The following is a 14982-nucleotide window of genomic DNA, read 5'->3' as shown; positions in this document are numbered from 1 at the left end:
GCACTTACTTCAATCGGGTGTAAATCTCATATACATCAGAGATTTTCTAGGGCATGCTGATGTAAAAACAACACAGATTTATGCACGTGCTGATGTTACGCTTAAAAGGAAAGCTATTGAATCTGCAAGTTTAATTGATGTTAGCAAAAATATGAAATCATGGACAGAGGATGAAGATCTAATGACATGGCTTAATAGTTTAGGAAAACAAACTAATTAAAGTTTTTAAATGAATGGAATATGCTAAATCTGTAAAAAGCATATTCCATTTACATTTAAACATTTTTTATGTTAAGAAAGGATGATTAAAATATGATTAAAACAAACACTTTATCAAACAACTTTACATTTAATTCTACTCCGCATAAGTTAGTCATTGCGGAGAAACCAAGTGTTGCAATCTCCATTGCTAAGGTTATCGGAGCAACAAAAAAGAAAGACGGATATTATGAGGGAAATGGCTATAAAGTATCATGGTGTGTTGGACATTTAATTCAAATGGCAAATCCCGATTCTTATGATGAAAAATATGCTAAATGGAATATGGTGGACTTACCGATTATTCCAAGAGAATATAAGTATGAGGTGACAAAGGCAACTAAGAAGCAGTTTAACATCCTTAAAAAGCTGATGAATGGTAAAGAGATTGATATGGTTATCAATGCCTGCGACGCAGGTCGTGAGGGAGAAGCTATCTTTAGGCTTGTATATAATCAAGTGAATTGTAAAAAGAAGATGAAACGCCTTTGGATTTCTTCAATGGAAGATAGTGCCATTAAAGAGGGTTTTGATAACCTAACAGACGGAAAAGACTATGATAATCTCTTTGAATCGGCACAGGCAAGAGCTATTGCGGATTGGTTAGTCGGAATGAATATTAGTAGGCTCTACTCTTGTCTGTATCAGCAAAATTACAGTGTTGGCAGAGTGCAGACACCTACTCTTGCCATGATCGTAAAAAGAGATGATGAGATAGCGAATTTCAAGAAAGAAAAATACTATACAGTAGAGCTTTCTACAAATGGTTTTACACTATCAACGGATAGAATTGATGATGAAGTTGCTGCTGAACAGCTCTTAAATTTAGTAGGCGATAAGATTGAAATAACCGATGTCATTCAGAAAGAAAAGATTACTAAACCTGATTTACCCTTTGACCTTACAACACTTCAAAGAGAGTGCAATAAGTATTTCGGATATAGTGCTAAACAGACACTTGATTATGCCCAAAGCCTTTATGAGAAAAAGCTCATCACCTATCCAAGAACAGACAGCAGATGTTTAACGGAAGATATGATTGTAAGTACGGTTAATAACATTTTGGGTAAAAATGACTTTGATACAGAGCGTATTAAGGTAGTATTTGATTCTAAAAAGGTTACAGATCATCACGCTATTATTCCGACAGTAAGCTCACTGAGTGAAGGTTTATCAGGCATTCCTGAGAGTGAAGCAAAGGTATATAGGCTTATATCTAATAAGCTCCACGCAAGTGTGGGTTATCCGCTTATTGAAAATACAACAAAGATTGTAGCTTCATTTGATGGTTTTGAATTTACAAGTTCAGGTAAGGTAATTAAGAATGAAGGCTTTAGCAAATACCTTAAAGAATACAAATCAAAAAAGAGTGAAGATGCTGTATTGCCCGATGTAAGTGTTGGTGATGTTTTGAGCGTTGATAATAAAGAGGTTAAAGAAAAATTTACTCAACCACCGAAACACTTTACTGAAGATACGCTTCTAAAGGCTATGGAAGTATCAGGAAATGAAGCCTTAGAAAAAGGTGTAGAAGTGGAAAGAAAGGGACTTGGAACACCTGCAACAAGGGCAGGAATTATTGAAAACTTAATCTATAAGGGTTTTGTCGAAAGAGATAAGAAAAATTTGATTGCCACGCATAAGGGGATCAGCCTTGTAACAATAGTATCCGATACCTTTAAGTCAGCGGAAACAACTGCAAAGTGGGAAATGGAATTAGCGGATATTGCCAAAGGGAAATCTTCCAAAGAAAAATTCTTGAAAGATATTGAAAGCGAGATACAGGAGGCGGTTTTAAAATATCGCAAGTAAGTGCCTGCTGATTTCAGAGTGGAGAAAATCCTCTGGAAATGGTATAATATATAGATAAAATTTTTGAAAAGAGGAGGTATTATGCAGCTTTTAGATATAAAAAGAATGGCTCATAACATTCTTGAAAATCAAAACATAGAAAGCAGTTTTATCGAATATAAAAAGTCGGCAAATTTTAAAGATAAAATTCTAAAAACTGCTTGTGCCTTTGCCAATAACTATATGAACAATGAGATAGGCTTGTTGTTTGTTGGTATTGAAGAAGTCGATGATAAAGAAACGGGAGAAAAAGCAATTCCTAAAAGACCGATTGAAGGGATAAAGGAAGCAAAATTAGAGGGAATAGAAAATGAACTTAAATCGCTCCTTGCCAATATTCATCCTAAAATCAACTATCACATTATTACGGATCAAATTGATGATGAATACTATATCGTAGTTGCGGTAGAAAGTGATAGTAACGGTCCGTTTCAAACAAGTGAAAGGGCAGAAAAAGATAAAGATATTCGATTAAAGGCAGGAAGATATATTAGAGTCGGTAGAGATTCAAGGCTTCCAAATCCAACCGAAGAATTTGAACTTTTGAAGAAGTTTGCAAACTTTTCTTTTAGCTCAAACTTGAACGATACAGCTACCATAGATGATTTAAGCTATGAATATATGAAAGAATATTTGCTTCAAACAGGAGCAAAAAAAGATATTAGAGAAATGTCTAAGCTGGATATGGCAAAGAGTATGGGGCTTGTCAGTGAAAGTGAGTATGGCGGTTATAGAGCTAAAAATTTTGCTGTGCTGATGTTTGCAGATACACCAAATAAATTTATTCCAAATGCCCATGTTGAAATCATAAGAGAAATTGATGGAACTGATAAAATGGAATCAAAGAAATTTGATGGTCCGGTTTGGATACAGGCAAAGCAAGTCAGCAAATATTTTGAAGATAATATTATGGCTTCATATACCATAAGGGAAGCGGATAAAATCGAGCATAAGATTGTCTATAACTATCCTCTTACAGCATTTGAGGAACTTGCTACAAATGCCATTTTGCATAAGGAATACGATACGCCTGAATATGTTGGGATATACATTTACAAGGACAGAATTTCTTTTGTGAATCATAATAGACCGCTCCCTCCTGTAACCATTGAGGCTCTTAACAGGGATAGAACTTTTGATCGAAGGCAGTATCTGAACAAAGAACTTAAAGATATGTTCTTTTCACTTAATTTGATAGAGTCTTACGGTTCGGGTATAAGGCGTGCAAAGGATGCACTATTAGAAAATGGTTCTCCTGAGCTTAAGTTTTATCCGGATAATGAAGAAGATAACTATACCAACGCAGTTATGGGTGTGAATAAAGAATTTTTGAAAGAGTTTAATGGTAGTAATGATGAAAAAACTACCATGAAAACTACTACTAAAACTACTATGAAACAGGAAGAGATTATTAAGATAATAGCTGAAAATCCTCACATAAGTGCGAAAGAAATGGCAGAAAAACTAAACCTGACTGTTGATGGTGTACGTTATCATTTAAATAAAATGAGGAAAGCAGGACTTATTCGATATGAAGGCTCAACGAAATTAGGTCAGTGGGTAATTATGAAGTAGTGGTAAGTTGCAATACACAGAATTAAAAGGTGATTAGAGTAAAATCTAACCGCCTTTTTTTGTTTGGAAAAACGAAGGAGGTAAAAATGCGAATAAATGATTTTCATAACATTTTGGAGCTTATAAAACAAGATGTGCTTCATAGTGAAGCAGAGTATTTGAAGCTCTTAAAGGTTGTCGGAAACAATCAAAGATATGACTTTAGAAGTCAATTAAGTATCTATGATAAAAATCCTGAAGCAATAGCTTGTGCCAAGTTTGATTACTGGAGGGAACGTTTTAATCGAACAGTAATGCGAGGACAGAAAGGTATCCCCATTTTAGAGGACTATGGCACATTCAAAAAAGTGGACTATATTTTTGATATAGGTCAGACAGTTTCAAGAAACAGAGATGTCAACGAAGTAAATCTTTGGAAGTTTGACAAAGAAAACCATCAAGATGTGTTAAAGGAAATGATTACAAGCGAGGGCTATGATGAAAGTAAAAGCACACTTGAAAACATCTTTTCTTTAAGCAGACTCTACGGTGATGAAAAAATAGATACCTTAATGAATGAACTTAGAGTAGCGGATGAGGATAGAGTATCCTTTACCAAGTTTGTAAGGGACTCGGTAAGCTATGCGGTAGCGTCAAGATTTAAGTTAGATTATTCGATAGATTATGAGCTTTTAAGAGAGAATTTTCAAAGACTTGACAGCATATCTCTAATGAGTCTTGGTGAAAGCGTATCGGATATTAGCGGAAAGATTATTGATGCGACCATTCAAAAAAGCAAAGAACTTGAGCTTCAAAAAGAAGTTTTAAGAGGAAAAGAAGCGGGATATAATAAGATTACAGAAGAAATTGAGGAGGTAGAAGAAAATGTACTTCGACGAGATGATCAGAAAAGAAATGAAAACGAGCGAGTTCTCCGAAATGGAGAGTACGGACGAGATAATAGAGAAAATCAGGGAGAATACGCTAAACAGCTTAGAGGAACAGGCGGACTTCATGAAAGAATTCCCGAATCCGATTTACGCAGTGATGAGACTCACTTATCTTTCAGAGAGCGAGGAGCAGAGCCATTTCGAGATGTTAGTGGATCTATACAAGGAGAAGAAGCTGACAGGACACCTGATGGATATTCAAAAACAAGCGATAGACTTTATGAGAGCGGAGAAGCCGAAACTGATGGCAGCGTGGAAGATAGAGGACGAGAACAATCCACAGTATGGAGCAATGATTTCAGCCCTCAAAGAGATGACCATCAAGGAAATCGTGGAAATCTAAAAGAAAATACTGAAGTAGAGATAAGAGAAGCTGATAAGGCTTCTTTTTCTTTGCCTGAAAATTCTTATGGACAGATGAGGCTTACTATTCCTCTTAATCAGAAAGATATAGATACTGTCCTTATTAACGGAGGAAATCACGATGGAAGTAGACTTCCTCTTATAGCTGAGTTTTCCAAAGGAAAGAGCAATGAAGAATTAGGAGAATACCTCAAAGATACCTTTAGAGGTGGAAACGGATTTTACATTGATGAAAGAGAGGTATCTTCCTGGTATTCGGATAAAGGTATTCATTTAGCTTACGGAACATCTGCAAGAGAAGATGATACGCAGGTTTTAAGTTGGAGTGATGCTGCAAAGAGGATAAACGAACTTCTTAATAACGGAGGGTTTGCCACAAATGTAGAGATTTCTGAAGCTCTTGATTATGAAAGAGATCGGATTTCAGAATCTCTATGGTATTTATCTAATGATTTAAGTGAAGAAGGAAAAGAGCAAGGATATTTTGAACTTTTTGAAAGAAGTGGGGGCTTTCCGGAAGAAACGAAAAGACTCTCTGAGGCATTAAAAAATCCTGAATACCTAAAACAAATAATCAAAGAATACAGCAGATTTTTAGCAGGATATAAAGAAAATAGGGATGTATTGAGGTTTCACTATCACAAGGTAGATAGTCTTTATCAGAGATTACAGGAGCTTGAGCTGCCACGAAAGGAATACAGTACCAATCTGACAGAATTTCCGAAGGTAAAGTCCTTTATTACAGAAGATGAAATCCTTGAAAGCCTTTCAAGAGGAAGTGGCGTTGATAGAGGAAAAGAGCGAATCACCAAGTTTTTTAAAGAAAATCATACGCTTCAGGAAAAAGCGAATTTCTTAAAAGACGAATATGGAATTGGAGGACATTCCCATGCTGTTTCCGGAGCAATGGGAAGTGATGAATGGCACGATGCTAAGGGACTTAAATTACAGAAAAATGATTGTAATGATGTGTTTCTTACTTGGACAAGTGTTGCAAAGCATATCGACGAGCTGTTTTCTAAAAATCTTTATCTTGAAGAAAAGGAAACAGAAAGTACGGAAGAGATTGAAGAACCACAATATTATTCCAAAGATGATCCTGAAAACTTAATGACTTATGAAATGCTTGAAAGAGTGCCGGAGCTTTACGCACAGGAGGATGTAGCTTTAGCGGATAAAGAGGTTCATGCTGCATATATCATTCCTTTCCGTTCTAATTGGACTTGGTATATGACGGAATATGATAAAGAAAGCGGCGATGCCTTTGGACTGGTACTTGGGATTGAACCTGAATGGGGATATTTTAATCTTGAGGAGCTGAAGGAACTAAACGCCCAAAGGCTTATTTTAGAGGATTTTCCAAAGACCTTTAGAGAGCTGAAAGATACAGAACTTAAAAAGCAGATGGATGAGCAGGAGATTCAGTCTGTCTTTAACGGAGAACTTAGTTTTGAAAATAAAGCGGAACTTGAAGCATCTGAAGAAGCAGAAGAATTTATAAAGCCTGATGCAGTTCAAGCTACCTTATTTGATTACCTAAAGGATAGAGAAGAAGTAGAACTCAATGAAAAAGAGGGAAACCGTTTAGACGATTTGGCAGTTAAAGAGGGTAATACCGTCTATTTCAACCATGAAGAATATACTATAAGGGAGATTTCTAAAAATGAAATCACAGGAAGAAATGACTTATGGCTTGATCCGGTAAGAAGTGGTAATCATCAAATACCGATTGTAACATTTGCTGATAATGAGGACTTATTAGAGCAGGTAAGCCTTGAAAGACCATACTTTATCGTTGGAGATGAAGTCAGACACAAGGATAAAGACTATACCATTACACGCTTTGATGATATGGGAAATAATCTAAAGACGGTAACGGTTAAGGACAATACAGAATATCTTGACGGTATGATAACAGGCTCCGATGTGATTCCTTATCGTCTTGAAAGCGACCTTGAGAGGATATTTGAAAATCTGACATATCAGAATCCTGAAAAGACAACTGAAGAAATTGAAATAAAGAAAGCTGATGCTCATAACTTCAAAATTAAAGAAGAAACGCTACCTGACAAGTTATCTCCAAGTGAGAGATTAAACAATAACCTTGAAGCAATCTCGATGTTAAATCGAATTGAAAGAGGTGAGAGAGATTTAGATATTACCGCTCAGGAAGTTTTGGCAAAGTATGTCGGATGGGGCGGACTTTCCGAAGTCTTTGATGAAAGCAAGGAAGGTCAGTGGAAAGAAGCAAGGGCTTTTCTAAAGGAGAACTTATCACATGCAGAATACGAAGCTGCAAGAGAATCTACTTTAACGAGCTTTTACACACCGAAAACAGTGATTGACGGAGTGTATAAGACGCTTTTGGATATGGGATTTAAACAGGGAAACATTTTAGAGCCAAGTATGGGTGTCGGAAACTTTATCGGCAATATCCCTGATGAAATGAACAAGTCTAAGTTTTATGGTGTAGAGCTTGACTCTGTAAGCGGTCGAATTGGAAAGCTGTTATACCCTGAAAGTGATATACAGATTAAGGGGCTTGAAGAAACTTCCTTCTCCAATAACTTCTTTGATGCGATTATCGGCAATGTACCCTTTGGAGAATATAAGGTAAATGACAGGGAGTATAACAAAAACAACTTCCTTATCCATGATTATTTCTTTGCCAAGTCCATTGATAAAGTAAGAAACGGCGGTATTATTGCCTTTATTACATCAAGCGGAACGATGGATAAAAAGGACGAAAGTGTAAGACGCTACCTTGCAGCAAGAGCAGAGTTTTTAGGAGCGATACGACTTCCGAACGATACCTTTAAGGGCGTAGCAGGAACAGAAGTAACCTCAGATATTATCTTTTTAAAGAAAAGAGACAGTATCAGAGAAAGGGATGAGGACTGGATTCACCTTGCTGAAGATGAAAACGGGCTTTTATATAACAAATACTTTGTTGATCATCCTGAACAGGTGCTTGGTTCTATGGAAGAAATATCTGGAAGATTTGGGAATACAATAGCTTGCCTGCCAAAAGAAAACACAGACTTAAAGGAGCTACTGACAAAAGCAAGCGAAGAAATCACTAAAAATGCTAATTATGAAGAAATAGAGCTACTTGATGATGAAATCAGCACAATACCCGCAACGGACGATGTCAAGAATTTCTCCTACACCATTATTGATGATGAAGTTTATTACAGAGAAAACTCCCTATTTGTAAAGAAAGAAGTAACGGATAAAAACAAGGAAAAGATTAAGGACTATCTTGAGTTAAATGTTGCCTTAAAGGATGTTATTTACAAACAGAAAGAAGATTTTTCAGATGATGAAGTAAAGAAAGCTCAGGAAAAACTAAATGAAATTTATGACAGCTTTTCTAAGAAGCATGGATATGTCAATAACCTTTCTAATACCAGAGCCTTAAAAGAGGATAGTAACTTCCCGCTTGTTTCTTCCATTGAAATCCTTGATGAAGAAGAAAACTTCAAAGCAAAGGGAGATATTTTCTCCAAGCGAACAATCACAAAGGCGAAGGTTATCGACCATGTAGACACTTCCCTTGAAGCTCTTGTTTTATCGGTATCTGAAAAAGGATATGTGGATTTTGAGTATATGGGAAGCCTTACAGATAAAGACAGACCGACTTTGATAGAAGAACTTAGAGGAGAAATCTATCTAAACATCAGAGAAGAACAAAACTTTTATAGACCATTATCTTTTAACCTTGAAGATGGAGATCTACCTTTTGCCTGTGCAAACGACAGTAATTCATACAAATACGGCTATGTAACAAAGGATGAGTACCTAAGCGGAAATATCAGAGATAAGATTGCTATTGTAGACAGCTACCTTGCAAAGTTAAGGCAAACGGAAAGAGAGTTGCCTCATCTTGGCTATGCCGAAGATGGGAAAGAAAAAGAGCTGATAAGCTATGAGATTAACCGTTTGGAATATCAAAAGGCAGAGCTTACAAAAGTTCTTCCAAAAGAGCTTGAAGCAAGTGAAATCAACGTAAGACTCGGAGCTACTTGGATACCGATTAAGGATATTGAAAAATTCATCTTTGAAACGCTGAAAACTCCGGGATATGCCAAATGGGATATTAAGGTTAAATTTTCAAATCTGACAAGTGAATGGAATGTAGAAGGAAAGAGCAGGGACAGAGGAAATGACCTTGCAGAGATGACCTACGGCACCTCAAGGGTAAATGCCTATAAGCTGATTGAAGATGCACTGAACTTAAAAGAAACAAAGGTGTTTGACCAGATTGTAAATCCGGACGGCTCGAAAACTTCTGTATTAAATAAAAAGGAAACGCTTCTTGCAGGGCAGAAACAGGAGCTTATAAAGGAAGAATTTAAGAACTGGATATTTAGCGACCAAGAACGAAGAAACAGGATTGTAAAGTTATATAACGAGCGTTTTAACTCTATCCGTAACAGAGAATATGACGGCAGCAACCTTTCTTTTGAGGGAATGACCACAGAAATTGATTTAAGACCTCATCAAAGAAATGCCATAGCAAGAAGCCTTTATGGAGGAAATACCTTGCTTGCCCATGTGGTAGGTAGTGGTAAGACCTTTGAAATGGTGGCGTCTGCGATGGAAAGTAAAAGGCTTGGAATGTGCAGTAAGTCCTTGTTTGTTGTCCCCAATCACTTAACAGGTCAAATCGGTCGTGAGTTTATGCAGCTATATCCGTCAGCTAACATTATGGTTGCAGATAAGAAAGACTTTGAGCCGAAAAACAGAAAAAGATTTATCGGAAGAATTGCCACAGGAGAGTATGATGCCGTTGTAATCGGGCATACACAGTTTGAAAAGATCCCGATGAGTAAGGAATATCAGGAGAAGCATATTCAAGATCAGATTGATGAAATTATAAACTATGTGGAGGAATATAAGCATGACAGAAATCAGAATTTTACCGTAAAGCAACTTGAAAAGACAAAGAAGAAACTTGAAACAAGGCTTGAAAAGTTAAACGATGATTTTAAGAAAGACGATGTCATTACCTTTGAAGAATTAGGTGTAGATAAGCTCTTTATTGACGAGGCACATAATTACAAAAATCTCTACCTTTATACCAAAATGAGAAATGTAGCAGGTATTGGACAGTCTGAAGCCTTTAAGTCCTCCGATATGTTTATGAAGTGCAGATACATGGATGAAATGACAGGGGGAAAAGGAATTGTCTTTGCCACAGGAACGCCTGTCAGTAACTCGATGACAGAGCTTTATACGATGCAGCGTTATCTTCAGTATGAAAGCCTTAAAAAGAATAATTTGGAGCATTTTGATAGCTGGGCTTCTACCTTTGGTGAAACGCAGTCAGCTTTTGAATTATCTCCTGAAGGTACAGGGTATAGAGTAAAGACAAGATTTTCCAAGTTCTATAACCTTCCTGAACTAATGTCTATGTTTAAGGAAGTTGCGGACATTCAGACAGCGGATATGCTTAATCTTCCAACACCTGAAGCACACTATGAGGTTATTAAAACATTGCCAAGTGAGGAACAAAAAGAAATCCTAAAGAGCCTATCTGAAAGAGCTGATGATGTCAGAAATAGAGTTGTTGAGCCTGATGAGGATAATATGCTGAAGATTACTAATGACGGAAAGAAACTTGCTTTAGATCAGCGTTTAATCAATCCTTTGCTACCTGATAATCCTGACAGCAAGGTCAATGTGTGCGTGAAAAATGTCTTTTCCATTTGGGATAAGTCAAGAGAAAATAAGTCCACACAGCTTCTTTTCTCCGATATGTCAACTCCAAAAGGAGATGGAGAGTTTAATATTTACGATGATATTAGAGAAAAACTTGTGGCAATGGGAATACCGAAAGAAGAAATAGCCTTTATCCATGAAGCAAATTCCGACAAGCAAAAAGATGAACTCTTTGCAAAGGTAAGAAAAGGAGATGTGAGGATACTACTCGGCTCAACACAGAAGATGGGAGCCGGAACGAATGTGCAAAACAAACTGATTGCCCTTCATGATTTGGATGTCCCATGGCGTCCTGCCGACCTTGAGCAGAGAGCAGGTAGAATTGTGAGACAGGGAAATGAGAATAAAGAAGTGAATATCTATCGTTATGTAACAGAGAACACCTTTGATGCCTATCTTTGGCAGACCATAGAGAATAAGCAGAAGTTCATATCTCAGATTATGACAAGTAAAACACCTGTCAGAGTAGCGGAAGATGTGGACGAAAGCAGTTTAAATTATGCTGAAATAAAAGCACTTGCAACAGGTGACCCAAAGATTAAGGAAAAGATGGACTTGGATAATGAAGTTACAAAACTTAAAATGCTGGAAGCAAACTTCAAGTCCAATCGTTATAGGTTAGAGGATAAGGTAGCGAAAAACTATCCGGAAGAAATAGCAAGGACGGAAAAGCTGATTGAGGCTGTAAAGAAAGACATATCAGAAGTTGAACCTAAAGCGGAAGGAGAAGAGAAGTTTACTTCCATTACTATCGGTGGTGTGAAGATATTAGATAAAAAGGTCGCAGGAGAAAAGCTACTCGAAGCTATCAAGACCGTAAAAATCAATGAAAGTAAGATTATAGGAAAGTATAGAAATATGGACTTGGAAGTAAGCTATAACTTCTTTACCAATTCACATAACTTTAGCTTAAATGGTGCTGCAAAGCATTCAGGAGAGCTTGGAACAAGTGCAGATGGTAATATCACAAGACTGGATAATGCTCTTGAGAAAATGCCTGAGAAATTAAATAGGCTTGAAGAAAAACTTATCAGCACAAAGGAACAACTGGAAAATGCCAAAGAAGAATTAAAGAAACCTTTTGAGAAGGCAGATGAGCTGAAAACTAAGGTGTTAAGGCTTGCAGAACTGAATAAGCTCCTTGATATGGGAGAAGTGGAAGAAAGGAGAAATGATAATCCACTTGTAGAAGATGTAAAACGAGCCATCATTGACTTCTGCAACAGAGAGTATGAGGAAAACCATAGTTATGATGAGTTTGACGCTCTATATCCTGATTTAAAGCACATAGGAATTGCTTATACTGATACACCGGATGAAAGACATGGCATACAGTTTGAGTTAGACCTTGAGAATTATACAGCAACTCAATATGTAAATGATGTTGTAGTAAGTCATTATGATTATGTAAAGGAAAATGGAAGTGTTGAAAAGGCTCTTGATGTCATAAAATTTGAAATGGAAAATGGAGAGTTTAATACCTTTGTTTCGGTAGATGAAGAAGAATTAAAGCAAGCAATGGGACTTGAAATTGATGATGAAGGTAACTTCTATGATCCACTTTCTAAAGAACTTGATAATGATGGAATTGCTGACAGATATGACAATGACTTTAAGGACAGCGATTATTTTGAGTCAACCTATGATGTTGAAGATAATTTGCATACCAAAGAGGAAGCCACACAGAAAACGGGTGATAAACCATCTATCTTAGGACAGATAAGAGCCTATCAGGAAGAAAGTAAAACAGAAGAAAAACAAACTGCAAAAGAACAGGAATATGTACGATAAGGGAGGGAAACCTCCCTTTTACCATGAAAGGAGATAAAACATGGATTACAAAACAATGAGAAATCAGATAGAAGATATGGTAAGTGATAATCACAAGGACTTTGTTAAGGCGGTTATCAGCATGGAAAAAGGTATCAACGATGAAAGTGCTTTGGATAAGCTCTATGAGGCTTATATGGACAATGACACCGTTAATTTACTGCATGAGGAATTTGATTACATGATTGAAGATTTAAGAGAACAGGGGCAGATTAAAGATCTTCCTTATGTTCAAGAGGAGAAAGATAATCTTGTCAATATCGTTGGAAATATTGTAGGAAAGATCGATGTAGTTGAAAGAGAAAATAAGAACGGCGAAGCCTTTCAAGTAGTAAACTTCTCTGTGGCATCTAAAGATGATGAGGGCAATAAGGTATATCATAATTGCTCCGCATACGGAGAAAAGGGTGATATTCCAAAAGACTTTAAGCAGGGAGATTTTGTAAAACTCTTTGGACAGATCAGAACTTCCGTTGACGATAACGGCAAGGAACATACTAACATCAGGATACTTTCTTCAAAGCTCTTAAAGGCAAAAGAACAGATGAAAGGTCGAGATGAAAAGAAAGAGTCTGTGCTTGGAGCTATCAAAAAATATCAGGCTGAAGATAAGGAAAAGCCTAAAGAAAAGAAAGAAACATCAAAAGAAGCTGAGAGATAAACTTATGGTCGGTGTGGTCTTGGGACTGCACCGACTCTTTTTTTATTTGCGAAAAAAGGAGATAAAGATTATCTCTCCATCTCCTTACCCATATAAATTCCGTAATTTTTTCGTATCTTATAAAGCTCGTCCATAGTGGATTTTGAGGAAGAATACTCTTGCATAAGGCTATTCTTTTTTTCTTGTAATTTATCAAGCTCAGCTAAAATATCCTTTGAATTTGGAAGCTTGGAATAAGAGCTTTTAAGCGCTGAGAGAGCATTTTCATATAGGGTAATCTGAGCTTTGTACTCTTCAAAAAATGCCTTGTCAGACGGATTAGCAGTATATTCCTTGTAACACGCTCTGTATTTTTTAACGGTATGAACTTGCTCCATAGTGGTGGAAAGCTTCTGCATTTCCTTATCAATAGCCTTGATTTTCTCTTGTATATTTTGCCTTTCATCGGCTGCTTTTTGAATATACTCGTCAAGCTGTTTAACGGATTTAATGCCATGTTCTCTGATATAAATAACAGACTCAGCCATTGTATGAAGGTTATGTTTGGTTGCCCAATATTCGTAGCCTTTGCTTTCCTTTACCTTTGCATTGGTGTTCATGTCAATAACATTGCCAATGCGTTTTTTGACGTCGGGAGTCTTGATAAACTCTCTTTCTGCAATTCGTTCTTTTAATCTTTCTTCGGTATAATCTTCTCCGATTGTTTTAGTCCTTGTAAATCTCGCCTTATCTTTTGGCTTAAAAGCAATGTGCTTACCGTATTTGATTTCATAGCCAAGATCAGCCATCTTCTTTAAAAATTCGTCCCAGTCCTTTGACTGTTTTATTATTCTATCAATATCAAATTGAAGTTTACTTTTCCAAGAAGTGCCATGCTTTGCCTGTTCGTTTTCATACCAAGATTTACCGTTAATCTTATATTTTTTCTTATAGCTTTCGTAAAACTCGTCAATGACAGATAGGCTATTTTCTTTGCAGAGTTTATCACTCTGATAACGGATTTGGTGGTAGCTTTTCTTGTTAGACTGGTAGCACCTACCTGTTACCATATTTACATTATTGAAGATGATGTGATTGTGGATATGCCCCTTATCTACATGAGTAGATAAGACAAATTCGTACTCATCTTTGAGTATCTTTTTACACAGCTCCATACCAATCTGGTGAGCCAATTCAGGGCTTGTTTCTCCCGGTAAAAATGATTGAATGAGATGTCTTGCAAGAACGGTTCCTTTTGTTCCTGAATCATTTCGTGTCCTTAAAAACTGGGTATGAGCAGTTTCTTGATGACATTTATGAGTGCTTACCAAGATTTGCTCATCTGTTTTTTCTTCATTAACAATATATGAAATGGCAAGATTAAGGGTTGATTTTATAGGATGTATTTTTGTGATAGCCATAAGATTTAATCACCTCCTGAAGTTCTGTTAAGAAGCAGAGAATGTATTTGCCACAACTCCTTTGAGAAATATTCTATCTGCTTTTTCATATCATTTATATCGTCCTTATAGATTATGCCGGTAGAATTTACACGCTTTGCAATTTGATTGATGTTGCTTGTAGCATTGGAAAGTAAACCCTGTAAATCTCTAAATGGCTCTAAATCCACTTGATATATTTCCTTTTCTAAAACGCACTTGCGTATGAAGTGGCTCATATTTTTACACTTCGCAAGTTTTCTTTTCTCCTCAAAAAGAGCCTTTTCTTCTTCTGTCAATTTAATTTCAAGTCGTTCATTTCGTATTCTATTTGCCATAGGTAAATCCTCCTTTGAATGTGTTTCGGGGTCTT

The 14982-nt window shown here is 36.6% G+C and carries 6 protein-coding genes and 1 pseudogene; 5 read left to right on the top strand and 2 right to left on the bottom strand.

The features are described from left to right. The 5 genes and pseudogenes from HMPREF9333_RS11395 to HMPREF9333_RS11375 all read left to right on the top strand — a co-directional run. Positions 1 to 220, top strand: a pseudogene (locus HMPREF9333_RS11395) (site-specific integrase); the annotation flags it as partial. Positions 221 to 312: 92 nt separating this feature from the next. After that, positions 313 to 2070 carry a DNA topoisomerase 3 gene (locus tag HMPREF9333_RS11390; RefSeq protein ID WP_005542225.1) on the top strand — a complete coding sequence of 586 codons (1758 nt, stop codon included), beginning with the start codon at positions 313 to 315 and terminating at the stop codon, positions 2068 to 2070. 81 nt (positions 2071 to 2151) lie between these two features. Further along, entirely contained in the window at positions 2152 to 3684 is a 1533-nt protein-coding gene (locus tag HMPREF9333_RS11385) for an AlbA family DNA-binding domain-containing protein (protein WP_005542223.1), read from the top strand. A gap of 86 nt (positions 3685 to 3770) precedes the next feature. Next, the gene (locus HMPREF9333_RS11380; protein ID WP_005542221.1) at positions 3771 to 12491 is read left to right on the top strand and encodes a helicase-related protein; all 8721 of its coding nucleotides are present in this window, start codon (positions 3771 to 3773) and stop codon (positions 12489 to 12491) included. A gap of 40 nt (positions 12492 to 12531) precedes the next feature. Then, positions 12532 to 13191: a single-stranded DNA-binding protein gene (locus HMPREF9333_RS11375; protein WP_003042425.1), complete on the top strand. Its 660-nt coding sequence runs from the start codon at positions 12532 to 12534 to the stop codon at positions 13189 to 13191. Between the two features lie 68 nt (positions 13192 to 13259). On the opposite strand, the gene HMPREF9333_RS11370 is transcribed toward HMPREF9333_RS11375, so the two are convergent. Next, positions 13260 to 14591: a relaxase/mobilization nuclease domain-containing protein gene (locus HMPREF9333_RS11370; RefSeq protein WP_005542217.1), complete on the bottom strand. Its 1332-nt coding sequence runs from the start codon at positions 14589 to 14591 to the stop codon at positions 13260 to 13262. Positions 14592 to 14596: 5 nt separating this feature from the next. Beyond that, a complete protein-coding gene (locus tag HMPREF9333_RS11365) occupies positions 14597 to 14947 on the bottom strand; it encodes a plasmid mobilization protein (protein WP_005542215.1) in 351 nt (116 codons plus the stop codon). Between the last annotated feature and the right edge of the window lie 35 nt (positions 14948 to 14982).

This window comes from Johnsonella ignava ATCC 51276, assembly GCF_000235445.1.
GTDB lineage: Bacteria > Bacillota > Clostridia > Lachnospirales > Lachnospiraceae > Johnsonella > Johnsonella ignava.
This window is presented reverse-complemented; position numbering and strand designations above follow the sequence as displayed.

Bases quoted from the DNA above. Each gene is read 5' to 3' on its own strand.
- HMPREF9333_RS11390 (WP_005542225.1), top strand. From the start codon at position 313: ATGATTAAAACAAACACTTTATCAAACAACTTTACATTTAATTCTACT.
- HMPREF9333_RS11385 (WP_005542223.1), top strand. From the start codon at position 2,152: ATGCAGCTTTTAGATATAAAAAGAATGGCTCATAACATTCTTGAAAAT.
- HMPREF9333_RS11380 (WP_005542221.1), top strand. From the start codon at position 3,771: ATGCGAATAAATGATTTTCATAACATTTTGGAGCTTATAAAACAAGAT.
- HMPREF9333_RS11375 (WP_003042425.1), top strand. From the start codon at position 12,532: ATGGATTACAAAACAATGAGAAATCAGATAGAAGATATGGTAAGTGAT.
- HMPREF9333_RS11370 (WP_005542217.1), bottom strand. From the start codon at position 14,591: ATGGCTATCACAAAAATACATCCTATAAAATCAACCCTTAATCTTGCC.
- HMPREF9333_RS11365 (WP_005542215.1), bottom strand. From the start codon at position 14,947: ATGGCAAATAGAATACGAAATGAACGACTTGAAATTAAATTGACAGAA.